Source organism: Salinivibrio sp. ML323 (assembly GCF_001995745.1).
Lineage (GTDB): Bacteria > Pseudomonadota > Gammaproteobacteria > Enterobacterales > Vibrionaceae > Salinivibrio > Salinivibrio kushneri.
Genome location: NZ_MUES01000011.1, coordinates 24,774 through 49,123, shown reverse-complemented (window position 1 = coordinate 49,123; position 24,350 = coordinate 24,774). Strand labels below are relative to the sequence as shown.

At 51.0% G+C, this 24,350-nt stretch carries 20 protein-coding genes; 7 read left to right on the top strand and 13 right to left on the bottom strand.

Features of this window, described 5'->3' with window-relative positions; translation table 11 throughout:
* The first annotated feature begins 44 nt into the window (after positions 1-44).
* The gene (locus tag BZG13_RS08935) at positions 45-527 is read left to right on the top strand and encodes a PaaI family thioesterase (protein WP_077458345.1); all 483 of its coding nucleotides are present in this window, start codon (positions 45-47) and stop codon (positions 525-527) included.
* A gap of 311 nt (positions 528-838) precedes the next feature.
* Here the strand turns inward: BZG13_RS08935 and BZG13_RS08930 are convergent, their stop codons facing one another.
* The 6 genes from BZG13_RS08930 to BZG13_RS08910 all read right to left on the bottom strand — a co-directional run bounded on the left by BZG13_RS08930 (position 839) and on the right by BZG13_RS08910 (position 10,848).
* Positions 839-3,904: an efflux RND transporter permease subunit gene (locus BZG13_RS08930; RefSeq protein ID WP_077486376.1), complete on the bottom strand. Its 3,066-nt coding sequence runs from the start codon at positions 3,902-3,904 to the stop codon at positions 839-841.
* Positions 3,901-4,995: an efflux RND transporter periplasmic adaptor subunit gene (locus BZG13_RS08925; protein ID WP_106407312.1), complete on the bottom strand. Its 1,095-nt coding sequence runs from the start codon at positions 4,993-4,995 to the stop codon at positions 3,901-3,903. Before BZG13_RS08925 ends, BZG13_RS08930 begins: the two co-directional genes overlap by 4 nt.
* Positions 4,992-6,029, bottom strand: a complete 1,038-nt coding sequence (locus BZG13_RS08920; protein WP_241824655.1) for an efflux RND transporter periplasmic adaptor subunit — start codon at positions 6,027-6,029, stop codon at positions 4,992-4,994. The genes BZG13_RS08925 and BZG13_RS08920 overlap by 4 nt, the downstream gene beginning before the upstream one ends.
* 123 nt (positions 6,030-6,152) lie before the next feature.
* Entirely contained in the window at positions 6,153-6,443 is a 291-nt protein-coding gene (locus BZG13_RS15475) for an Hpt domain-containing protein (protein WP_241824792.1), read from the bottom strand.
* A 56-nt stretch (positions 6,444-6,499) separates the two neighbouring features.
* Positions 6,500-9,637, bottom strand: a complete 3,138-nt coding sequence (locus BZG13_RS08915; protein WP_241824791.1) for an ATP-binding protein — start codon at positions 9,635-9,637, stop codon at positions 6,500-6,502.
* A 2-nt stretch (positions 9,638-9,639) separates the two neighbouring features.
* Positions 9,640-10,848 carry an EAL and HDOD domain-containing protein gene (locus BZG13_RS08910; RefSeq protein WP_077486374.1) on the bottom strand — a complete coding sequence of 403 codons (1,209 nt, stop codon included), beginning with the start codon at positions 10,846-10,848 and terminating at the stop codon, positions 9,640-9,642.
* Between the two features lie 181 nt (positions 10,849-11,029).
* Between BZG13_RS08910 and BZG13_RS08900 the strand changes: the two genes are divergently transcribed.
* Positions 11,030-11,218 (top strand): hypothetical protein, encoded by a 189-nt coding sequence (locus BZG13_RS08900; RefSeq protein ID WP_069363020.1) that lies wholly within the window; start codon positions 11,030-11,032, stop codon positions 11,216-11,218.
* Between the two features lie 190 nt (positions 11,219-11,408).
* On the opposite strand, the gene BZG13_RS08895 is transcribed toward BZG13_RS08900, so the two are convergent.
* Together BZG13_RS08895 and phhA are read right to left on the bottom strand one after the other, a co-directional pair.
* Entirely contained in the window at positions 11,409-11,750 is a 342-nt protein-coding gene (locus tag BZG13_RS08895; RefSeq protein WP_077486372.1) for a 4a-hydroxytetrahydrobiopterin dehydratase, read from the bottom strand.
* Positions 11,743-12,636: a phenylalanine 4-monooxygenase gene (phhA, locus tag BZG13_RS08890; protein ID WP_077486371.1), complete on the bottom strand. Its 894-nt coding sequence runs from the start codon at positions 12,634-12,636 to the stop codon at positions 11,743-11,745. The genes BZG13_RS08895 and phhA overlap by 8 nt, the downstream gene beginning before the upstream one ends.
* A 201-nt stretch (positions 12,637-12,837) precedes the next feature.
* Between phhA and BZG13_RS08885 the strand changes: the two genes are divergently transcribed.
* Positions 12,838-13,143, top strand: a complete 306-nt coding sequence (locus BZG13_RS08885; RefSeq protein ID WP_069363022.1) for a DUF6482 family protein — start codon at positions 12,838-12,840, stop codon at positions 13,141-13,143.
* 17 nt (positions 13,144-13,160) lie between these two features.
* Here the strand turns inward: BZG13_RS08885 and BZG13_RS08880 are convergent, their stop codons facing one another.
* The 4 genes from BZG13_RS08880 to BZG13_RS08865 all read right to left on the bottom strand — a co-directional run bounded on the left by BZG13_RS08880 (position 13,161) and on the right by BZG13_RS08865 (position 17,585).
* Entirely contained in the window at positions 13,161-13,895 is a 735-nt protein-coding gene (locus BZG13_RS08880) for an SDR family NAD(P)-dependent oxidoreductase (RefSeq protein WP_077486370.1), read from the bottom strand.
* Positions 13,896-13,981: 86 nt separating this feature from the next.
* Positions 13,982-15,949: a Fe(3+)-hydroxamate ABC transporter permease FhuB gene (gene fhuB / locus BZG13_RS08875; RefSeq protein WP_077486369.1), complete on the bottom strand. Its 1,968-nt coding sequence runs from the start codon at positions 15,947-15,949 to the stop codon at positions 13,982-13,984.
* Entirely contained in the window at positions 15,946-16,809 is an 864-nt protein-coding gene (locus tag BZG13_RS08870; protein ID WP_077486368.1) for an iron-siderophore ABC transporter substrate-binding protein, read from the bottom strand. Before BZG13_RS08870 ends, fhuB begins: the two co-directional genes overlap by 4 nt.
* A complete protein-coding gene (locus BZG13_RS08865) occupies positions 16,806-17,585 on the bottom strand; it encodes an ABC transporter ATP-binding protein (RefSeq protein WP_077486367.1) in 780 nt (259 codons plus the stop codon). The genes BZG13_RS08870 and BZG13_RS08865 overlap by 4 nt, the downstream gene beginning before the upstream one ends.
* Positions 17,586-17,824: 239 nt before the next feature.
* On the opposite strand from BZG13_RS08865, the gene BZG13_RS08860 reads away from it, so the two are divergent.
* Together BZG13_RS08860 and BZG13_RS08855 are read left to right on the top strand one after the other, a co-directional pair.
* Entirely contained in the window at positions 17,825-19,417 is a 1,593-nt protein-coding gene (locus BZG13_RS08860; protein ID WP_077486366.1) for an FAD-binding domain-containing protein, read from the top strand.
* Entirely contained in the window at positions 19,407-19,568 is a 162-nt protein-coding gene (locus tag BZG13_RS08855) for a DUF2256 domain-containing protein (RefSeq protein WP_077458369.1), read from the top strand. Before BZG13_RS08860 ends, BZG13_RS08855 begins: the two co-directional genes overlap by 11 nt.
* Here the strand turns inward: BZG13_RS08855 and BZG13_RS08850 are convergent.
* Positions 19,504-20,436: a LysR family transcriptional regulator gene (locus BZG13_RS08850; protein ID WP_069589407.1), complete on the bottom strand. Its 933-nt coding sequence runs from the start codon at positions 20,434-20,436 to the stop codon at positions 19,504-19,506. The two genes, BZG13_RS08855 and BZG13_RS08850, sit on opposite strands and share 65 nt — an antisense overlap.
* Before the next feature lie 99 nt (positions 20,437-20,535).
* On the opposite strand from BZG13_RS08850, the gene BZG13_RS08845 reads away from it, so the two are divergent.
* The gene (locus BZG13_RS08845) at positions 20,536-21,903 is read left to right on the top strand and encodes an NADH-quinone oxidoreductase subunit L (RefSeq protein ID WP_077486365.1); all 1,368 of its coding nucleotides are present in this window, start codon (positions 20,536-20,538) and stop codon (positions 21,901-21,903) included.
* Positions 21,903-24,350, top strand: a complete 2,448-nt coding sequence (locus BZG13_RS08840) for a DUF2309 domain-containing protein (RefSeq protein WP_077486364.1) — start codon at positions 21,903-21,905, stop codon at positions 24,348-24,350. The genes BZG13_RS08845 and BZG13_RS08840 overlap by 1 nt, the downstream gene beginning before the upstream one ends.

Genomic DNA, 24,350 nt, shown 5'->3' with positions numbered 1-24,350 from the left:
ATGGATGTAGCGTAACAGGTATGACCAGATAACAAGGAGTGTCTATGTTCTCGTCTCCGTTAGCACGCGCTAATCAACATTTGTCGTTATTCGGCTTCTTAAAAGTGCCGATGATTGGCTGGTGTCGTCCTAAGATCCTCTCCATCGACGATAAGCATGTCACAATGCGAATCCCACTGGGGCGACGTACCAAAAACCACCTCAACAGCATGTATTTCGGCGCGCTGGCGGTTGGCGCTGATGTCGCAGGTGGCTTTCTTGCCATGGCGATGGCTGAGCAACGCGGGGTTAAAATTAGCTTAGCGTTTAAATCCGTCAACGCTGATTTTCATAAACGACCCGAGGATGATGTGGTGTTTACTTGTTTCGATGGCAACAAGATTAACCAGATGATCAGTGAATCAATCGAAACAGGTCATCGTGTTAATCAGCCTGTCACCATTGTCGCCACTTGCCCGAGCCTACACGGGGATGAGCCTATGGCGACCTTTGAATTGACGCTATCGGTCAAAAAAATCGACGACTAATCCACCATCAACGCGCTTATCAGTTCATTGTTTGCCACGTCTTCAGCCAGTCTATCTCCACAATAGACTGGCCCTACTTACCCATAAAGTATAATCAATCAGTTACATAACCCCCAATACCATTGTGATTTTGGTTCTGAATTCACCATTACATTATTGACTTTACGCAACGCCGATAAAATCGCGAGGTTGCGATGAAATTCACCGAGTTATCAACTGTTTTTGTGGATGAAATTCAAGTTATACACAGGCGCTTTTATCTTAAGATTGAAACACAAAAAAGCACCGTCAACACGGTGCTTAAGGTGGGGTTATTCAGGGTGATAGCGAATTTGATAGAAGATCCGATATAGCACGGGCACTACTATCAATGTCAGCACGGTGGCAAATCCGAGCCCAAACATGATCGTCACCGCCATCGGCCGGAAGAAAACATCCGGCAACAAAGGGAGCATCCCTAAAATAGTGGTAATGGCTGTCATGCACACCGGGCGTACCCGGCTTACCGCCGCATCGACGACCGCTTGATAGCGTTGCTTACCACTGGCCACTTCGATGTTGATCTGATCGATCAACACAATGCCGTTTTTAAGCAGCATTCCACTCAAACTTAAAAAGCCCAAAAGCGCCATAAAACCAAACGGCGTATCTAACAACAGCAGCCCTGTGGTGACCCCAACCACCGCTAAGGGAACCGTGAGCCAAATGATCAATGACTCTTTCACCGAGTTAAACAACAATATGGTGACCAGGAACATAAACAAATAACCAAGCGGCATAATGCTAAATAAGCCTTCTTTGGCCTCTTGGGAAGATTCATGCTCCCCGCCCCATTCAATGCTGTAACCTTCAGGCAGAGGAATCGACTCAATATCCGCACGCACGCGGCTTAGCAAGGTCGCCGCGGTGGTTTCCCGCAAGGGATCGGGATCAGCCAACACGGTGAGCATTCTTTTGCGGTTTTTGCGCATGATAATCGGATCTTCCCAGCGCATGTCGTAATCGAGAATAACTTGCTGTAAAGGAATGTAGTCTTTCAATACCGGGCTCCATATTTTCATGCCTTCTAAGGTATTGATATTCACACGCTCCTCATCGGGCAATCGCGCAACGATCGGCATAAGGTTGGTCCCATCCCGGTATACACCAATCCGTTTGCCACTGAATGTCATAGTCAGTAACTCGTCGACATCTTTTTTGGTGATACCATAGCGTCGCGCCTGACTTTCATTAAACGCAGGCTCAAGAACTTTGGTGCGATTACGCCAATCATGGCGGATATTCACCGCATCAGGATCCTGATGCAATCGTGCTTCTACTTGTTTAGCAATTGCGCGTAGCTTAGTGGGATCTGAACCAAAAATACGCGCTTCAATTTTCGAGCCAGTCGCAGGCCCTAAGGAAATAGGCTTCAGTTTAAGCTGCGCATCTGGATACTGGCTACGAATATGCTCACGCACCATGCCCATAGTGGGTTTAACATGTTCGTATTGGTCAACACGGACGATCAGCTCGCCATAGGCGGCATATGTTTTCTCCGGTGAATAGGTCAACATAAAACGTTGCGAGCCTTGTCCGGCACTGGTAGAAACATAGTTGACGCCTTGTTGTTTACTCAGCCAGCTCGACACCTCATCCAAGGTACCTTGTGTTGCACGAATATCAGTGCCCTCTGGCAGCCAAATGTCGACCATAAACATGGGCGTGGTAGAGTCTGGGAAAAACGACTGCTTGAGATGGCCAAAGCCATAAATACTAGCCCCCAATGCCACTACCATTACCAACAAGGTGATATAGGCGTGATGCATGCAGGCGGTAAGAAAACGTTTATACACCACAAACAGAATCCCGTTGTAGGGATCACTGCCCTCATCCCCTTCGTCGAGCGGTGTTTCTTTGAAAAACACGCTGGCAAAGAAAGGCGTTAACGTGATGGCGGTAAACCAACTTAACAGTAAGGAGATTAATAACACCGTAAATAAAGTGCCACAGTATTCGCCCGTTGCGTCTTCGGACAAGCCAATCGGGGCAAACGCCGTTACCGCGATCACCGTCGCCCCCAGCAAAGGCCACTTGGTTTGCGTCACAATATCGTGAGCCGCCTGTAGACGGGTTCGCCCTCGCTTTAAGCCCACGAGTATCCCTTCGACCACCACGATGGCATTATCCACCAACATCCCTAGGGCAATGACTAACGCCCCGAGAGACACACGTTGCAGGTTAATCTCAAAGTAGTACATGAATACAAACGTACCCAGTACCGTCAGCAATAACACCAAACCAATTAATAGCCCAGAGCGCAGGCCCATAAAAAAGAGCAGTACGATAATCACAATCGCTACCGCTTGGCCTAAACTGGAGACAAATCCGCTGACGGAGGTATCGACCTCWTTGGGCTGGTTGTAGACATGATGGACATTGATGCCCACAGGCTGATCACTGTTTAACGCCGCGAGACGCTTATCCACCTTGTCGCCGACTTCTACCACGTTCACGCCATCAGCGAACGATATCCCTACTTGGAGCGCTTGTTTACCGTTATACGAAATAATTTGCCGCGGTACTTCTTGATATCCACGCTTTACCTCGGCAACGTCGCGCAAATAAATTAACCCTTGTGACCCTGCTTCAGTCAGAATTAAGTTACCCAGCTCATCCACGGAGGAAAACTCGCCAGTTGGGTGAATGCGAATATATTCATCACCCACACGCAAGGCCCCGGCGTTGCTCACGAGGTTTTGTGTCGCCAACAAATTAAACAAGGTATCCGGTGCGATCCCTAGGCTACTTAACCGCTGAATCGAGACCTCAATGAAGACTTGCTCTTGCTGCGTACCGCTGACTTGCACCTTGCCTACGCCATCAACAAGCTCAAGCTCGCGGCGTAAAAAGTCGACGTAGTCTTTCAGTTCGCTGTAGCCGTACCCTTCGCCAGTGACGGCTAACATGATCCCAAACACATCGCCAAAATCATCTTTCACCTGTGGCGGATTGACACCAGGAGGAAGCGCGCCACGTGCATCATGGACTTTTCGTCGCAACTCATCCCAAATCTGAGGCAAATCATCAGAGCGGTATTTGGGTTTCATTTTGACCGTGATCTGGGACAGGCCGCGACTGGAGATCGAACGTACTTCATCCACATAGGTCAGCTGCTGAACCGCTTTCTCCAGCGGATAAGTGACTTCTTCCTCCACTTGCTGGGGAGTGGCACCTGGATAACTGGTCACCACCATCGCATCTTTGATCGTGAAAGCCGGGTCTTCCAACCGCCCTAAGCCCAAAAATGCAAGGGTGCCGCCAATCAGGAAAATCAGCGTGATCATCCAGCTAATCACTTTATTTTGAATAAAATATCCGGCTACACCCTGCTTCATGATGCGTTTTCCTCTTTCGATGCCAGCGTCACTTTTTGCCCCTCAGATAGGTGATTGGTTCCTCCCACCACGATACGATCCCCTTTAGACACACCATGGGTAATTTCTAGCCGCTGGCCATGAATACGCCCCATCGTTACCCGCCGCTTCGCCACGGTTTGCGTGCGACTGTCATAAATCCATACATAGCTATGGGCTCTATCCAGTGGATCGCCGTCTTGATTAAACACCGCTTCGATTGGCACAGAGAGCCCGGTGCGTGTCAGTTGTAGTCCTTCCCGAGCGATACTGACCTGTACGGGCATACCATCTAAAATAAACTGCTGCTGCGGCATTGGCATGGTGAGCGTCACCACAAAAGCACCACTGCTAGGATCCGGCTCTGCCGTGTATTCATCGATAGTGGCGGGGTAAGACTGCCCTTGCTGAGTTAAGACTTTCGGTTTGAGTCGCGCTTGCACTTCTTCTGCGCTCGCGCCCGTGTTTTGGGTGAATAACACATCCGGCACTTGTACACGAATATCAGCACGCGAAGCATCATGAATGTTCATGATCCCTTGTCCTGGCGCGATGGTTTCAAATGGCTCAACATTCAGCTTAGATATCACCCCGTCAGCTGGCGCTCTGAGCGCAACATAAGACAAACGAAGATTGGCCAGTGCCAGCTCCGCTTGCGCAATTTCACGCTGCGCTTTTAATTCATCAAATTGTGATTGGGCAAGCATACCTTTCTCTACCAGGGGGGCTGAGCGGCGATACTGCGCATCGGCCACGTCAAAACGTGCACTGGCATTCTCTACCGCTAAGCGGTAATCGGTCGGCTCCAAACGTGCCAATACCTGTCCCTGCGTCACGCGATCACCCGCTTTGACATTGATCGCTTGAATTTCCCCCGGTACGCGAAACGCGAGCGTGGCTTTATCAGCTGCTGCCGCCACCGCGGGGAAAGAGATGCGTTCATTTAATGGTTGTTGGCTCACGGTAAACGTAGACACTACCGGCAAAGGAGCAGGTTGAGACTCGGTCTCCGGTTGGCACCCAAACAGTGCCCCCACCGCAAGGACACCAATCAGTCCATGTATTGCTCTCATAATCCTCTCTCCTTCACCCATGCTTTCACACGGTCACCCTCTTTCAGCGCACTGACGCCAGTTGCCACAATCACCTCGCCATTTTCTAGGCCCGAAACGACTTTTCCTTCACGCAAGGTGACTGGGGTTAGCTTAACTTCACCGTTATCACCAACGCGCCATACGGCCGTTCCCTCATTCGTCTCGAGCACGGCAGACTGGGGCACTTGCGTTTGCGACTTAGTAGGAATGGTGGCATGCACTTTTGCTGCCATTCCCGGCAAAACATTGATGGCGTCAGGTCGATTTAAACTCACAGTGACATGGTAAGACGCCGTTTTAGGATCCGCCTCTGTATCGATTTCCTTAAACTGCGCGGGAAACTGGCGTGATGGGTGGGTATCAAATGATACGCTTGGGACCAAATTATCCGCATGCTGTGCAAAGTAATGGAAATAGCGTTCTGGCAATTGAAAGCTGACATTAATGATGTCTTTGGATTGAATGTGTAGCACTGGCGCTTGTGCTTGTGCGAATTCATTCTCCTCTTTCATTCGAAGTGAGACAGTCCCCGCATACGGCGCTTTTAGTTGCGTATAATTCAGATTTGTCTGCGCTTGCTCTAGACCAGCCGCCGCTTCACTGAGTGCCGAGCGGGCTTCATCGAACCTTTGTTCGGCGAGCACTTTATTATTGTGCAGGCGTTCGGCACGGTTAAACTGTACCTGAGCAAGCTGATATTGCGCACGCGCCTTATCCAATTGCAGCTGATATTGCTGACTGTCTAACGCCGCCAGGACTTGCCCTTTCGCAACATCCATACCTGCTTTGATCGGCATTGACTCAATCACGCCTGATACACGAAATGAGAGCAAGGCTTTATCATCCGCTTCAACTTGGGCAGGAAATTGGCGGGTGAGTCCATCTTCATTCGTCACTACCGCCAGTAATTTTGCTGGCCGAGGCGGTGTTTCAGACGGTGCTGACACCTTCGGCTCACCACAGCCAGCTAGGGAGAGAGCGAGGCAACCGCTCAATACAAAACGCATTATCATCAGTTTTTCCTTACAATAAAACCCAGGATCCGACAGCGTTTGTCGGGCCCTAGGTCTTTGATGGGTCATTGTTTTTATCTTATCCCGCGCTAACGGCTATGCTAACCAGTGCCGGATAATGTATCAAGATGTTTCACAGAGGTGCTCTGCCTGTTGAATCACCCGTGTTGTCTGCTCCTCTATCCGCTGAAGGTAGGGATGTAGCGCCTCCAACTCATCATGCGGTGACTTTTCTAACTCAAGACATGTTTGTGATAGTGCTTTGGCGCCGATCATGGCGGCCGCTCCTTTCATTTTGTGGCCAAGTTTTTTAATTTTTTCGATATCTTGTTCTGCAAATGCGGCCTTCAAAGCCTCTAAATCATTGGTTTGGTTTTTTACGTACTTATCAAGCAGCATTTTTACCAAGTCCATGCTATCACCGATTTGGTCTTTGACATGCTGGATGTCAATGGGGGGTGAGGTGTCGCTCATTGTTGCTCTGGTTCTGGTTCTGGTTCTGGTTCTGGTTCTGGTTCTGGTTCTGGTTCTGGTTCTGGTTCTGGTTCTGGTTCTGGTTCTGGTTCTGGTTCTGGTTCTGGTTCTGGTTCTGGTTCTGGTTCTGGTAAGGAGTTTGTCTCTGTGGACGCATCTGTAAAGTGCTCGCTGGCTAAGTCATCCAAGGTTGTTTCCTCTTCGTCAGTGGTTTTATCGCCATAACTGACCGCATCTGGATGAGCATACAGGAGTAACAATTCAATGAGTTGATCTTTACTGAAGGGCTTAGCGAGATGTCCGTTCATCCCTGCTTCCACACAACGCTCTGCATCACCAGAGAGCGCGTTAGCCGTCACTGCCAAAATGGGCGTGTTTTTGTCGAATTTTCGGATCTCACGCGTGGCTTCAAAGCCATCCATTTCCGGCATTTGACAATCCATCAAGATGATATCGAACGGTGAAGACTTATGAAGTTCTAACGCTTCTTTACCATTGACGGCCAGCGCACGCTGACAGCCTAGTTTAGATAAAATAATGTCAATCAATTCTTGGTTCACCAAGTGATCTTCAGCCACGAGAACGTTAAGATTGAATTGGATGTCATCATACTCCCCAGCCACAGGCTCAGGCTCTGTCAATGCATTCTCATCCTCGTTTAATACGCGATACAGTTCAACGTGATAAATCGGACAAGTCAGCGTCGCCATGCCAGTGTCATGATGACCATCATGGCTAATTGCGACTGATTTTTGCGCTTTGCCCACTAACGCCTGACAACTTTGCATTTTATCTTGGTCGATCATCAACACAGCGTCGCTGAGATCGTCAACGATTAATTCGTTTCCATCGCTTTTAGCCACTAAACGCAAACCGAGTCGGTCTAAGTAGGCGGATAGCGTATCGATCAAAATCGCGTCTTCCGATACCAAGTAGATGGAATCACCCTCTATCCCCGCTTCTAGCTTGGAGTGGGCTAATAACTGAGAGTCAGGATCGCTGATCGTGACGGGCACTTCGGCGATAAAGGTGGTCCCCTGATTCTCTTGGCTGCGGATGTAAATGTCACCATCCATAAGCCGCAATAATTTACGACAGACTGGTAAGCCCAGTCCCGTGCCTTGATAAGAACGCGAATAGGAGTTGTCGACTTGGGTAAAGTTCTCAAAAATGGCTTCGTGGCGGTCTTCCGGGATCCCGATCCCTGTATCTTCTACTTCCATGACCAATGTTACTGAGCCATCACCCGTTTGCCGTTGGAATAACCGCACAGCAATATGTCCCTGCTTGGTAAACTTAACGGCGTTGCCAACCAAGTTTATGATCACCTGCTTATAACGCGTGGCATCAATTTCAATATCACAAGGCATGTCTGGATCGATATAGCAATGTAAGCGCAACTGCTTTTCCGCTGCTTTTGCGGTAAAAATACTTAAGGATTCGTGAACAAGCTCCGCCAAATCTAATGACTGTTTGGTGAGCGTCATCTTTCCAGCTTCAATCTTAGTTAAATCGAGCACATCATTAATGATATTCAGCAGTGCCGTAGACGAGTGTTGCAACGTATCAACAAAATAGCGTTGCTGCTGATTGAGCGAGGTCTCCATCAAAAGGTTAGACATGCCAACAATGCCGTTCATGGGTGTGCGAATCTCGTGACTCATCATCGCCAAGAAGTTGGTCTTTGATTCGTTCGCCCGCTCTGCTTGCTCCTTGGCTCGTGCCATTTCTTTTGAGATCATGTCATTCAACGACTTCTGCTGCACAAAGTGCACCATTGAGCTTAAGCTTGATAGTATCGGCTCAATCCAGCCTTGAAGATCTTCATTGTAGGTGGTCGATTCATCAAACAAGCAGACCACCCCTACCATTTGGCTCGACATATAAAGAGGCGTACCGTAGACATTGATAATCATTTTCTGATTATTTCCTGCCACACTCGCCATTTGCAGACTACGTTTGCTTTGTTTGGTCTCAATGATTTCCTCAATCAGTCCTCGCACAAACTCTTCACCAATAAACTCATTCTTCACCAATCGAGTTTGTGCGAGCACTTTATAAGGCAGATTGGTTTTGATCGGATCATCATCGCTGTGACCCACCTCGACAATAATGCCATGATTACTTTCCCCTATTCGTAATAGGATCTGCAAAACATCTTGGAAACTCTTACCGAAATCTTCCCTGATCAGAAACTTATCTTGTAAGCTTTTCATCGCAGAGAAAAGCTCAGCCCCTTTAGATACTTTTTGTTTATCGAGGTGCTGTTCCGTGATATCGCGAATAATCGCCACGTTCAGTGCTCTCGGGTCTTCATCTTTGATGGGCGTTGATTTGACCTGCACAATACGGACACCTTGATCCGTATCTATCTCGTATGACCGCTGTAACTGCCCTCCGAGACCATAAAGCGCTTGTGAAAAATAGCCGCGTGAATTAGGGCTGACGCGAGAAATAATCGTCGATAAGCTGATCGCTTCGTCGGGCACAGATTCTAATTCGAATAACTTCTTAGCCGAGTCATTAATAGTAATAATACTGTGCTTATCGCCGAGCACTAATAGCGCATCAGTGTAACTATGAATCACTGTATTTAAATACGCACGACTTTGTTCCGCTCGATTGATCTGCTTAGCGTATTTCCAAATAAAAAAACCAACCAACAAGTTCAACAGAATGATTTGCGTGGCAGTACGGAGAATTTCTGTGTTGAGCTCTTTATCAATGTATCGACTATCTTGGTAGATAATCAACCTACCCACATCGACAGATTGGCCTTCCTGATCATAGACCAAGGAAACGTTGATTTCTTTTAACTCATCGTTTGACCGCATGCCTTTAGAGTCAGTCACATAACGAAATTCTTCATTGCTATCCGTCAGCTCAAGGCGATGGACATAACGAGAGCCCATTTCACTGTCTAAATCATTTTGAACATTATTAAAGTCATAATTCCACATCAGAGTAGGGAGACGCTGCTTGAGACGCTGAGTGATCGAGTTAATGTCCTGATTCATATCGGACTCAAGCCGCTCTTTGGCAACATGGTAATTGTAGTAACCAAACACCCCCAATAGTAAGGTCGCTAGTACAATCAAAATAACAGCTAGCCGCATACCTACTTTATTCATCATGTTCACACCTGCATTGTCGCCGCCAAGGTTTGGGTTTGATAACGGGCTTTATCAAACGCCCTCAAGACAGCGCGCTCCTTTAACGTCATCCTTTCACACAGCGAGCCGACCCAGTCCCAATTGGCGTGTTCAATGTTCTTACATAACTCCAAAAGCTCACCATAAGGTCCTGACTGAGACATCAATGCGTTTTTGGCCTCTTGGTCGAGTGAAAGCTGCTTCACAACATCCTCCATGGGGATACCAAGCATCGCATCAAGGAGTGAAAATGCCCCCACTAAAAAGGCTTCGTCAGGATCAATGCTTTTCAATAATGGGCTAGCTTGCTGCATAAAAATAGCGCGCAGAATGGCCGCATTTTGTAGATGAGAACACTCTTGGTGATTCATGTTAGACATGATCAGCAAAGAAATTAGCCGCCGCAGTGATTCCAGTCCTAGATATACTACTGCTTGTTTGGGGTTTGTTATCGTTTTCTTCTTTGATTTAGCGAGAATATTAGCGCTGGTTACCACTTTATATAACAAGGACACATCTCGAGAGATCACGTCTGTGATTTCGTCGATGTCATGGGGGCTGCGGTTAACCACAATACAGGCATCAAGTAGGCTAATGACTGAGGGAGCTACATCACTATAGCTTTTAATCAAAGGCTGTTCAAAAAAATATCCTTGGAATAGGCTGAACCCGAGATGCTTGGCCAACAAAAATTCCTCATTACTCTCCACTTTCGTGGCTAAAAAGCGCATACCCGGATTACTGGAGATCGACCCCGTCCAATCGGACAAGTTCTCTGAAGCCATACTCACACGAACAACATCGAAAAGCTGTAAGTGCCTTTGCCAGCGACTCGTGAAGACATCACTCTCTCCTAAAATGGTAAAGCCAGCTTTCTGGTAAGACTCCAGTTGCTTCACCAGCATCGGCGTCGCGTTACACTTTGCGGTGACACAAATCACTAGAGATTTAACCGGAATCGAAAAGGGGATCTCATCAAGCAGTGCAGCCTCCGAAAAACTCACCACGTACCGTAAGCTATCATCGAGCTCTTTCCCTGATAAAAAATTAGCACTGAGAATACGCGATGTCGCCGTATCTTCATCGATTGAAGGAAACTTATTTTCTTGGCCGTCCCTAAACAGCAGCTCATTGCCCCACTGGTTTTGCGCTTCATCAAAGATGGGTTGGCATGAAAAAAAGATTTCACTCACAGCTCACTCTCCCTAAAACAAACCTTTACTACAAACGTAGACCAATGGCGCGGGGTCTGAGCCTTTTTTTTGATGTAACTGAGTGTGTTAAGTCCAACTACTTGGCTCACGTTCGTCTTTTGCTTGGGCAAAATCACGATTTTTGCTAGGCTCTGCGTTAAGCATATTACGAGGTACATTTATGGATATTTTGAATCAACTGGCCGATGACGCCCCCGAGCATGAGCCAGAGACTTTGCCCTCACTCGACGAACAAAAAGCGATTGTGGCAAAGCTCAAAGCCCTTGAGGAAAAAGGTGAGCTCACTGACGAAATCCTAGCGCAGTATTTTGCCGTTAAGCAAAAAGACACAAGCGACGAAGAAGAGTAAGCTCAACACGATAAAGTGACCGTGTCACTTTTTTCAATCTATCTTACTCTACGGCCCAAGAGTCGTAAGAAGAGTAAAAGATTGCCGAGAAATGGTGATGAGATCGCAGGATGGATACTTGCGTGACTGGGATAGATAGCAAGTGAGCGAAAAAGAAACGCCCCGAGATCACACTCGGGGCGTTTTTGGTTTACTCAGGGACAATGTCGTCGGTTTTCGCCGCACAAATAAAATCATTTTTGTGCAGGCCTTTGATCTTATGCGACCACCAAGTCACGGTCACCTTACCCCACTCCAGCAAGATAGCGGGATGGTGTCCTTCTTGCTCAGCCAGCTCAGCCACTTGGTTGGCAAACGCCCACGCCAACTTAAAGTTGCGGAAGGTGAACTCACGTTCGAGCTGATCAATCCCATCTCGTGTTACTTTACGCCACTGCGGAATGTCTTTAAGCAGCGCTGGCATTTCCTCAGCACTGACCAAAGGGGCATCAATATTACAGGCTTCACATTTCAACTCAGTTAGTTCAGACATGTTGCGTTTCCTTTTGCTGTTCTGTCTTTTTCGGTTTGGGCGGGAACAAAGGCGCATGAAGGCCCAGTTCCATGGCTTGATGCACATCAGCAATCAAGTCACGTTGACTGATGGCAAATAAGTCGTCAATCGACTCAATGGTAAAGTAAATGGGTTGCATGATGTCAATCCGGTAAGGCGTGCGCATGACATCTATCACTTCTAAAGGCTTACGCACCGCTTTGTCGCTATTAAAGGCGTACTCGGTCTCCGCCGGCGACGACAAGATCCCGCCGCCATAAATACTGCGATTGCCTTGCGTGTCACTGAGTAAACCAAACTCGACCGTAAACCAATACAAGCGTGCAAGATAGACGCGCTCTTTGGGCGTGGCTTTCTTACCCAGTTGGCCGTACATATGGGTAAACTCAGCGAACGCTGGGTGAGTCAGCATCGCACAGTGACCGAAAATCTCATGGAAGTAATCCGGCTCTTGCAAGTAATCAAAGTCTTCTTTGGTGCGCAAAAAGGTCGCCGCAGGGAATTTCTTGTCCGCCAATAAGGCAAAGAAATGGTCGAAATCAATCAACGCAGGCACAGGAGCCACTTGCCAGCCCGTCTCTCGCATTAACACTGCATTCACATCTGGGATCTGTGGCACCGTATCATGCGGCAAGTCGAGCATGCGTAGCCCGTCTAAATATTCCTGACACGCTTTGTCTTTGATACACGCAAGTTGCCGTGTGACTAACTGGCGCCATACATCGTTTTCTTGTGCCGACCAGGCTACTCGGCCCAGCTCATCAACGGGTTTGGATTGGTATTTACTCTGTTTCACGTTCACCGCCTTGTGTCGTTGTCTGGCGTAAAAAATCGCGCGTAAACAGCGGCAGTCAGCCTTACGCATTGTCTCCGTTACCCACAGGTTACGTCGACTTTGCAGAGAAAATCATCTTATTGCCACGGTTTTAATTTTACCTTTGCGTAACATTTATTTTACATTACAGACTGAAAAGGGGGCTGCGACTGATAATGCTTTACCCTCGAGGGATCCGCGTGCTTGCATGGCTCGTAGTGGCTGGGGAAGGCCTAACCGCAAGGACGAGTGATGAATTTACAACTGAGCGAACTGATAAATTGCGACAACATTGACAAGATTCAGATCCGTGGCATTGATGGCATGTTGTATCAAGCCATCGCCTTTTTGCGTCACGGCGATACGGTGGAGCAGAAGCTGATTTATCACGGCGATAAGCCCTACTTATCTCGCAGCTTGCTGGCGGTGAAAGAGGATTTTGAATGGGTTAACGCCGCGCAGTACGTGTTAGTGACCGACACGGCATACGATGAAATGATAGGACTAGGAAGCGAAAAGCCTTTGTCGACCCTAGAGCAGCCATTGCATTGGAAGTGACTCGATAATGCCCCAGTCTACGGGGCTATTTCTTCTCCATCCCATGCAAACAGACGCCCGGTGTGGCGACTATCGAGGACATCCAATACCGACAATAAGTAGCCAGCCGATTGAGCCGGGCTGAATAGCTTGCCGGGCTTAACATTGGCTTGAAAGGGCGCGGATAGACGACTGTCGACGGTCCCCGGATGCAGGCCAACCACAGTTAATGATTTATCTTGGCGGCCAAGTTCGATGCTCATGCCTTTGATCAACATGTTCACCGCCGCTTTGCTTGCACGATAGGCATACCAACCGCCCGCACGGTTGTCACTGATACTGCCTACGCGCGCCGACAAGATAGCGAGCTTCGCCTCAGCGTTGCGTTTCAATTTGCCCGCAAGATGTTTGCTCAACAGCAGCGGCGCCACCGCATTTACATCAAAAAGCTGGTGCATCGCCTCACTGCTGCAAGCTGCGAGTCGCTTTTCTGGACTGACCGCATCATCATGAAGCATCCCCGAGGCAATGATCACCGCATCTACACTATTGTCGTCGATGTGCTCGGCCGACGCTTGTATTGATGCTTCATCGCGAATGTTCACCGCCACAGGCACCACCTTTTCACTTATCTCAGCAAGTGGCGCGGGGTGGCGCCCCAGCGCAAAGACTTGCTGGATGGATGGCTTGTCGAGCAATGCGCGACAAAAAGCTTCACCAATCGCGCCGCCTACGCCGACAACCGCCACACGCTGCATGGAATCACTGTTCATTCTCTGGCTCCTCAAACAAAAAGAGATGCAAACTGCATCTCTTTAGTTAGGGATGAGGCGATCCTGTCGATCACCGCACGTTAAAACTATAGCTTACGTAACACAATCATTAGGTAGAGCCCACCTATCAAGGAAGCAATGATCCCAGCCGGCATTTCTTGCGGATACAACCATTGTCGTCCGAGCCAATCGGCAAACAGCATCAATCCCATGCCAATCAACCCGGCGGTGACCATATGCGCCCGAGCATTTTTCGCCCCCCAGCTACGCGCAATGTGCGGGGCCATCAAGCCGACAAAACTGAGCGGCCCCACCACCAAGGTGGCACTGACGGTCATCACCGCGACGAGGGCCAGCAAGACCATGCGGGCACGCCCTACCTTAACCCCCAGTGATTGAGCGGTTTCGCCACCGAGTGGCAAAATATCGAGCCAACGCTGGCACATTAATCCTAGCGCCACCAGCACGGCGGTAACCAAGGCCAGTGTGGTCACCGTACTGTCAGTCACATAGTAGGTTGAGCCTGAAATCCACGCGAGCACTTGATACGCGCGAGGATCGCCCCCCGCCATCAAGAAGCTTTGCACCGCTTGCATCAGTGCTGCGATGGCGACGCCAGTGAGCAATACTTTTTCTGGCTGAAAGCCAGTTTTGCGATTAAGCAGCACAATCAACGCCAAGGTCGCGCCGGCACCGATTAAGCCGCCGACATACAAGCTCAGCATAGACGCGCCCATGCCAGCAAAAATAGTGACAATCAGTCCCAGCGCCGTGCCGGCACTGATCCCCATCACTTCAGGGCTCGCCATCGGGTTAGCACTTAAACGCTGAAGCACGGCACCGGCAACAGCAAGCACACCACCCGCCAATGCCGCGGCCAGCAAGCGTGGCAAGCGCCACTCCAACAAGGACCAATCGCCGCTGAGCGCCAGCCACTGCCAGCCCTCACTTTGACGCGATACGGTAGCAAAAATCACCACACCCAACACCAGTAACATCAGCGTTCGGCCTAGTGGCCAATCCTGACGTGGTGCAGGCGTCCCGGCATGCATTTGTTGGCGTTGACGGTTGCCCAGCGATACCCGTGGCAACAGCCACAATAATAGCGGCGCACCTAACGCTGCCGTGGCGGCGCCCGTAGGCACCATCATTGCCCGGCGGCCGGGTAATAGCTGGACAGCCAAATCAGTGGCTGCCAACATCAAAGCGCCTAAAATCATCGCCAGGCTCAATCGGGTGATGAGCTTGCGAGCGCCACATAAGCGTGCAATCGCGGGCGCGGCAAGACCGACGAAGCCAATCACGCCAATCAAGCTAACTACCCACGCGGTCAGAAGTACCGATAGCCCCAGTGCAATCACACGGATTTTCGCCAGTGATACGCCTAAGCTTTTTGCTCCTTCATCTGAAAGGCTTAGGACGTTGAGCGGCTTTAACAAGGCAAGGATCAACACGACCGCCAATCCAATGCGTGGCAGTAGGGCTTGCACACTGTGCCAGTCGGTTTGCACCATCGAGCCCGCGCCCCACACCATCATGCCGTGTAGCGCTTCTTGATTCATCAACAGCAGCACGGTGCTGAGCGCGCCGCAGTAAAGGTTTAAAATCAACCCCGCGATCACCACTACGGTGGGCGATAGGCCGCGTCGCCATGCTAGCGCAAAGACCACCAGCATGGTCAGCACTCCGCCAGACATCGCCACCATTGCGCTCGACCAAGTCAATAGCCAAGGGGCATAAAGCGTCGCAAGCATCAGCGCCAAGCTAGCGCCATTCGCCACCCCCAGCGTCGAGGGCGAGGCCAAGGGGTTGCGCAACACTTGTTGCATCAAGGTACCGGCCAGCCCCAAACACGCCCCCGCCAGCAATGCGGTGACCAAGCGCGGCCACCAGGTTAAATGCATCACAACGCCAATCGACGCACTGTCATCCAGCGACCATAGAGAATCCCAGAGCATGAACGCGTTTACATTCCACTGCCCCAACTGAGTGGTTGCGAGGCTTAACAGTGCCGCCAGTAACGCCAAGGGCACCCATAACAGGTTCAGTTTCATGCCTGCCCTCCTTGGTCGGTCAATGCCGCGGTCACAAGGCGGGCAAAGCGTAACGCCGATGGAATCGCCCCAAAGCTCCATACCGGATCAATCATCAATGGCGTACGTCCCGTACGTTTAACCAAATATTGCCAAAACATATTGGTCTTAAGGGTTTGCTCGACGCCCGCGGGGAGTGGGCGCACAATCACTAGTTGCGCATCAAGGTCTAGCAGCTCGCGGATGGAGACCATGCTAAACCCCCAACTGTTGGTGGTATTTTGCCACGCGTTGCTGAGCCCCAATTCACTGATAGCGGCGTGATACAGGCTGTTGGTCCCAAACACCCGCACATGGTTGGCGTCAAGAAACTGGATCATCAGCAGCGGAGGCTGTTCACCGGGAATAGTATCGCGCAGGCTCGCTAATTGCCGCTTCGCATTAGCAATCAGGGTTTCACCGGCCTCCGGACGGTTGGCCTCACGTGCAATCTGCCGCGTCACGGTTTTTAACGACGTCCAGCTTAGGCCACTTTCATAGAGAGGAATTGAACTGACCGGCGCAATGGTGCTTAGCTTGGGCTTCATCGCCTTAAAAATGGGTGAAATTAGAATTTTATCGGGGTGAAGCTCAGCCAAACGCTCCATATTCGGCTGGGTGCGAAGCCCAATATCGACGGTTTTTTCTGGAATGGGCGGGGCTTTCACCCACGAATTGTAATCTGCCTTTTGCGCGACCGCGACGGGCGTCACCCCTAAGGCCAACAAGGTTTCAGTTTGGGTCCAATCCAGCGAGAGAATACGAGGCGACGCGCTGGCGCTAGCCGACATCATGGCCGCGGTCAGCCAGACCATAAGCGTCAAGAACGAAGACTTGATCATACCGGTGATAACTCCCCCGGCATCGCAACCGCATAGCCGGCAGCATGATCGGCAATCGGCATCTCAATGCCATAAATCGATTTGAGCGCCGACTCTTGAAACACATCGCTAACCGCGCCTTGAGTCAGGATTTGCCCGCTGTGCAGCGCGACAATCTCATCACAAAAACGCGCTGCCATATTAATATCGTGCACCACGATAATGATGGACTTATCCAGCTCTCGGCTGAGTTTGCGAACCAAGGTCATCACTTCAACTTGGTGGGCCACATCCAGTGCAGATAGCGGCTCATCGAGCAGTAAGTAACGCGTTTGCTGTGCCAGCAGCATTGCAATCCACAGCCGTTGGCGCTCGCCGCCCGATAAGGTATCGACCAAGCGCTCGGCATAATCTTGGGTGCCAGTCAGTGTCATTGCCTCGTTGATCGCTTGATGATCGGCTTTGGTCAACCGCCCCAGCAAACCATGCCAAGGATAGCGACCAAAACTGACCAACTCATACCCAGTTAAGTTATCGGTTGCCGGTAAATGCTGTGGCAAATAGGCCACCTCGCGCGCAAACGCTTTTTCCGACCATTTTGATAAGGGCTTTTGGTCTAATGCGATCTGCCCGCTGCTGGTTGCCTGTTGCTGCGCTAACAGCTTTATCAACGTCGACTTGCCCGACCCATTGTGTCCGACTAACGCACAGATTTTTCCCGGCGTAAACGACAAGCTCACCTTATCGAGTAACACTTTTCCGTTGACGGCAAACGCAACGTCCTTTGCCTCTAACATATCCCGATCCTACTTCTGCAAACACAAGCGCGTGGCACTTGCCAGTTATCTCTGAGAGCGGTAATTTTCCGATGCTTAAAAGGCAAATGCAAACCATTTTTATTTCGCTTTGTGCGCTTAGCGCTTGTTAATGAAAGAAATTAGACCTCAACCAAGTCACCATCAGGGATCCAAGCGTCATTCAGCCTCGTATCGCCAAGGGTGAATAGAAGATTGTTGTTACGACTGTCGAGAGCCCTATGTCCGCGCCCATCAGCCTTGTGTGGCTAAAACGCGATTTACGCCTGCGGGATCATGCCCCTTTACAAGCTGCCATTGCCGCTGGGCGTCCCTTGGTGATTTTGTACCTGTTTGAGCCACTGCTGCTTAACGATCCGCACCATAGCGAGCGCCATTGGCGATTTGTCTGGCAATCCCTGTGCGATCTTAATCAACAGCTGGCACCGCTTGGCGGTCATGTCACCATAAGCCAAGGCGACGCGGTGTCGGTGCTTCAGGCCATCCACCAGCAACACGCGATTGGCGCGGTGTACAGCCATCAAGAAATTGGCGTCGACGCGACATTTTCGCGAGATAAAGCGGTGGCCAAATGGCTAGCAAGCCATCAGATCCCATGGCATGAATATCCTACCGGGGCGGTGATCCGCGGCGCGAAAAATCGGGTTGATTGGGACGCAGAATGGCAAAAAGTGATGCGTGCCCCTCTTGCCGATCCGGATTGGCAACAAACGCGCTGGCTAGACACATCACTCACGCTACCTTCACTCGGTCACCATAACTGGGATTCGCCTGCGCCACGCTTTCAGCCCGGCGGCCCGAGTTGGGCGTACAAAACCTTGCAGTCTTTTTTCCGCGAGCGCGGGCAACGCTATCAACGTCACATCTCTAAACCGCTCGCCAGCCGCAAAAGCTGTACGCGGCTATCACCCTATCTTGCATGGGGTAACATCAGCGTGCGCGAGATGTATCAAATCACCCTCCTCCATTGGCAAAAAAAGGGTTGGCGGCGTGCGCTGGTCGCTATGGTGTCGCGTTTGCATTGGCACTGTCATTTTATGCAGAAATTTGAAAGCGAGCACCACATGGAGCATCGGCCCGTCAATCGCGGCTACTTACATTTTGAGTACGCGAACGGTCCGCAGAGCGATGCGCACCTGCTCGCATGGCAACAAGGTCATACCGGTTATCCGCTCGTCGATGCCTGTATGCGCTGCCTGCACGCCACCGGCTATATCAACTTTCGTATGCGAGCGATGCTGGTCAGTTTTTTAACCCACCATCTACTGATTGACTGGCGGCGCGGTGTGCATCATTTGGCGCAGCTATTTCTCGATTTTGAGCCCGGCATTCACTACCCCCAGTTTCAAATGCAGGCTGGCGTGACGGGCGCCAATACCTTGCGCATTTATAACCCAGTGAAACAATCGCAAGAGCAAGATCCAGAAGGGGCATTTATTCGTGAATGGTTACCCGAGCTTTCTCCCTTGCCCGACAGCTTGATCCATACCCCGTGGCAAATGACCGATATGGAAGCGATGATGTACGGGGTGGTGCTTGGTGAAGACTACCCGAGACCCATTGTCGATATCGAACAAACCGGCAAACGTGCGCGTGACATTCTGTGGTCGTTTCGTAAACAGGACGCTGTTCGCATCGAGAAAGCACGGATCCTCGCCACCCATGTACGTCCAAGCAGCCCTGAGCAAACAAGCAGCCCTGAGCGAACAAGCAGCCCTGAGCGAACAAATAGCCCTGAGAACGCGGACAAGCGCACTCAACAATCACGTTCACCTGCCACTCAGTCTACTGGAGGCAACCCAGATGGCGCATAAAAAACCACATCTTCCCAGCAAGGTATGTTTGACGTGCGAACGCCCCTTTACGTGGCGTAAAAAGTGGGCGCGCTGTTGGGACGAAGTTAGGTATTGCTCTGACCGTTGCCGTCGCGAAGGTCGTCGCCATGCGCGAGCGGCGACGCACTGAACGCATCTAAAAGCGAATTCAATTTTGGATGTACCCACTGACGTTTAATCGATACCGCATAGAACGGCTCATACACACTCGGCAATAAGGCATAGCGGGTGAGCATGCCACTATCTAGCTCATCGCGAACCACCACTTCGGGCATTACCGCTAACGCATCATTGTCGCGGGTTAACAGGCGCAGCATCGCCATATCATTGGCTTCTGCCATGATGTAAGGCTTGAGTTGATACTGCGCTGAGATGGCGTCAAACCCCGAGCGAATGGGGTTATCGCCATAAGGCAACACCCACGCTTGGTGCTGGTAGCTGGCGTCTAAGGTGGGCGATAAGGCTTTACCCGGCCAACCAATCACGGCTACCGGCTGGCGTGCCAGTTGCTGATACTGCCAAATTTGTTTATTGGTCCCCCGCACCGCGATATTGGTTAGCGCCAAATCCAACTGGTGATCAGAAAGCGCATGAAGCAAGCCAGTTTGATCCATCGACTGCAACACATAGCGGCACTCTCGTTGATTGACCAAAGGCTGAATAAACTGCTCGATAAAGTTCCGCGACATGGTCGATAAGGTACCAATGCGAATCGTGGCACTAGACAACGCCCCGCCGCTGGATAGCAACTGCTCTAACTCTTCCCCTTGGCGAAAAATCTCTTCGGCATAGTTCATCGCTTGATAGCCACTTTCGGTCAACGTCAATGTACGACCTTGCCGCTCAAACAATTGCACCTGCATCGCCTGCTCAAGCTGCTTGATTTGTGACGACAGCGCCGACTGCGAAATATGCAGCTGGCGAGCGGTCTGGGTCAGGTTGCCGTGGCGCGCCACCTGCCAGAAATAATACAAATGATGGTAGTTCAGTCGGCTCATCGTTCTCTAAAACAGAATGAAAAGTGATTTATTATGTATTTTACTTAACTGTAGTAAGTTTTCACAATGTATCTCATAACTATTGCTGTGAGGTAAGTCATGTTATCCCTATTTCTCGTCACCCCGCTCAAACTGGTGCTGCTCGCACTGGTTGCGCTTCTTGGCGGTGTTATCTGGCGATACAGTGCCACTGCGTTTGCGGGCGAAGCCGACAAACACCGTTTTCTTTCATCCTTGCTGCTCACTTTGTCGGCAGTCTTGTTGGTTTTAGTTAGCAATCACCTGTTGCTGTTTTGGCTTGCTTGGGTGGCGGTTAGCCTCTCATTGGGCCGGTTAATTCTTTTCTATCCGCATCGGCCTCGCGCCCAACTCGCGGCACACAAAAAGATGCTGCTCGCCCGCTTTAGCGAATTGCTACTCGGTGGCGCATTTTTACTGTTGTTTTTCCACTACCAAACCGCGCAGATTGACCAATTGATGTTTCAAGTCAGCCAGCAGCCTCACACGCTGACTGTAAGCATCGCCGCCTTTATGCTGGTGGGTGTGGCGATCATTAAGTGCGCGCAACTGCCCTTGCACGGCTGGTTGATTCAAGTGGTGGAAGCGCCAACACCTGTCTCTGCCTTGTTGCATGCTGGCATTGTGAACCTTGGCGGGATCTTATTGATGCTGTTCGCGCCAGTGCTCGCGGCGAGCCCCAGTGCCAGCCTAGCACTGCTGGTTATCGCGGGCGTCAGTACGCTGGTAGCTGGGCTGGTGAGCCTGACACGCGTGAGCATCAAGGTAAAACTGGCGTGGTCGACCGTCGCCCAAATGGGGCTGATGTTAGTCGAAATCGCCCTAGGTCTTTACGAGTTGGCACTGCTGCACCTACTGGCGCACTCTTTCTACAAGGCGTTCTCTTTCCTCAACAGCGGCAATGGCGTGAATCATTGGCTCGCAACCCAACTGGCTGATGCCTCAGTCCCGCGTCGTAGCCATTGGCTTGCCGCGATGGCCACCGCAGGCGGTTTGATTGTCGCCGTACATCTAATTGTCGGTATTTTAAATAGCTTGGCCGCCGGCTGGTTGTTGTGGATGGCGATGACCATGCTGCTATTACCAGCCTTTACGCGCCCAGGCGCTGCCCGCCCGACACGCGTGCTGCTCAGTAGCGTGTTTGCACTTGGCCTGCTCGGACTCTACGCCGCCATTAAACATAGCTTGATTGTGTTTGTCGCGGGCGGTAATGCCACCTACTTATTTGCCGATGCCTTTGCGCTGGTGCTGTTTATCGCGCTGTTTGCTCTGTCACTGGCGGTCCAGTACTGGCCTCACAAAGCGTGGGTGAATCGCCTATTTATTTGGCTGAACGCCGGCGCTTACCTTGATGAATGGGCGACGCGCCTAACACTCAAATGGTGGCCAAGTGCTTCTTTAATCCAACTACAAACGACCCAATGGCAACCGCATAAGGAGACGCGCTAATGATTGCGAAAACGCCCAACGTATCTGCACACCCTGAGTCCCTCGGTGTGAGTGATTTTCGCGATGCCACCCAGCAAGCGGTCGCAGCGATTGCGCCAAGCTGGCCGTTGGATCAAATGATTGCAGTGAACCCATGGTGGCCGCAACGCTTTACCCCCATTGAGCAAGTCTTTGCTGAGCAAGCGGTGTTAAGTGGCCACTGTCCGCTAATGCCGTCGGCGTACTATCTGTCGCATTGGCAATCGCCCATTAGTGAGGCACACCTTGCCGAGGCCATTTCAACCTCTGGCAGCGCATTAACAGTGAGTGATTGTCTGCGTGCACTGCGCATTCATAGCAGTAACCTCCCGCGTTGGAAGCCATTGGCTGAGTTGTGTGACCGCACTCGGGAAACACAAGAAGGCTTATCGTGGCAGCAAGAAATCCAGCAGCAAGTGAGCCAGTTTCTCGCGCTTTATCACCAATACCCACAACGCTTTGATGCCCAAGGCCAAGGCGGTGAGCACCTTTATCAATGCTGGTTGGATGTGGTGAGCCAAGATAAAGGCATTAAAACCCTCACTGGCGTGGATTTGCTTGCCGATTTCGCCGCACTGCCCACTCAAATGGATGCACTTATCGCTGAAGCGGCCACCTTTTGGCAACCGATCCTTCACGACCAAGACGGTAACTTGGCCTATTGCCACGCGCTGATGCATGGTTTATCAGGTTGGGCAAGCTGGCAGGCTTGGTTAGATTGGCAGCAACAGCTCAGTGACAGTGAACAGCAAGAACATGGCATGGGCCTATTCGTGATTTTACTTGCTTGGGATACAGTGCTGGCACGTTGGCTTGCCAAACACCGTGAAACAGCGTGGGCAAGCATTCGTCAGTCCATGCACCATCAAGCGGTGAATGTGCGCCATTGGTATCACCAAGCACAACAACAGCTCGCGCCACTGTGGATTTGGCAACAAGCGCTAGAAATTAGTCAGCAGCGCCCTTGGGCACACGCCTTGTCCGCGCAGGCCAGTGTCGACACCCTCGCCACCTCACCCACGTTGCAAGCTGTGTTTTGTATCGATGTGCGCTCTGAACCGATGCGCCGCGCATTAGAAGCGCAATCCGATCGGATTCAAACTCTTGGCTTTGCTGGCTTTTTTGGCTTGCCGATCGCCTATCAGCCCACCGATAGCCATATTCACCGCCCGCAACTGCCCGGCTTATTGGCACCGGCGGTCACCGTCTCACAAACCCATGCTACCCCCGAACGCTGGTTACGAATGACCAAGCTCGGCTGGCAGCGCAGTCTCGACGCACCTGCCGCCAATTTAGGGATGGTCGAAGCCGGTGGCATGCTGAAGCTGGTGAGCCTATTAAAACGCGCGTTACGCATTTCTGGCACAGAAAACCCGCTAAATCGACTCAGCCATACTGACAGTGATTGGGCGCTCACCCGTGACAATACGCCGTTAAGCGCAGCAGAAAAGGCAGAGCTAGGCGCTGGTATCTTGCGGGCAATGGGCATTGCTGACCAACTGGCCGATGCCGTCTTGTTGGTGGGTCACGGCAGTGAAACCTGTAACAACCCTCATGCAGCAGGGCTTGACTGTGGTGCTTGCGGTGGACAAACCGGCGAGGTAAATGTCCGCGTACTTGCACAGCTTCTTAACGATGCCGACGTACGTGATGCCATGGCAAAGCAAGGCGTGACGATTCCCGCCAGTACCCGTTTTTATGCCGCCATGCACAACACCACCACCGACGCACTGGATGTCTTTCACGCCCCCGAGCATGCCGAGTGGCAAACTTGGCTGGCCGCTGCGAGCGAACAAGCACGTGCAACCCGCGCCAACCAGTTTGATCAAACACCAACCCAGCCATCTAAACTCAAACGATTCTTTGCTACACGGGCCAAAGACTGGGCACAAATGCGTCCTGAGTGGGGACTGTGTGACAACGCCGCGTTAATCGTGGGCCCGCGCACCCTGTCTCGACAGATTAATTTGCAAGGTCGCAGCTTTTTACACGACTACGACATGCATAAAGACCGTGACTTTAGTCAGCTTGAAACCATCCTCACCGCGCCCATGGTGGTGACCAATTGGATCAATCTGCAGTACTTTGCTTCCGTCACCGCACCGGAAAAATTCGGCAGCGGAAACAAACTGCTACACAATATCGTGGGTGGCCACATTGGGGTGTTTGAAGGGAATGGTGGCGACTTACGAATTGGCTTATCGCATCAATCCGTGCACGATGGCCGTCGATATCGCCACCAGCCAGTGCGATTAAGCGTATTTATCGCTGCCCCTCGGGAGGCAATTGATAGTATACTTGCACGCCATGACGATATAGCCGCGCTGGCGAATCACGGCTGGCTGTACTTGATGCAAATTGATGCGCAGGGTGCAGTTTGGCAACGCGATCGCTCGGGTCAGTGGTATCACCTGAACGTAGCAAAATAA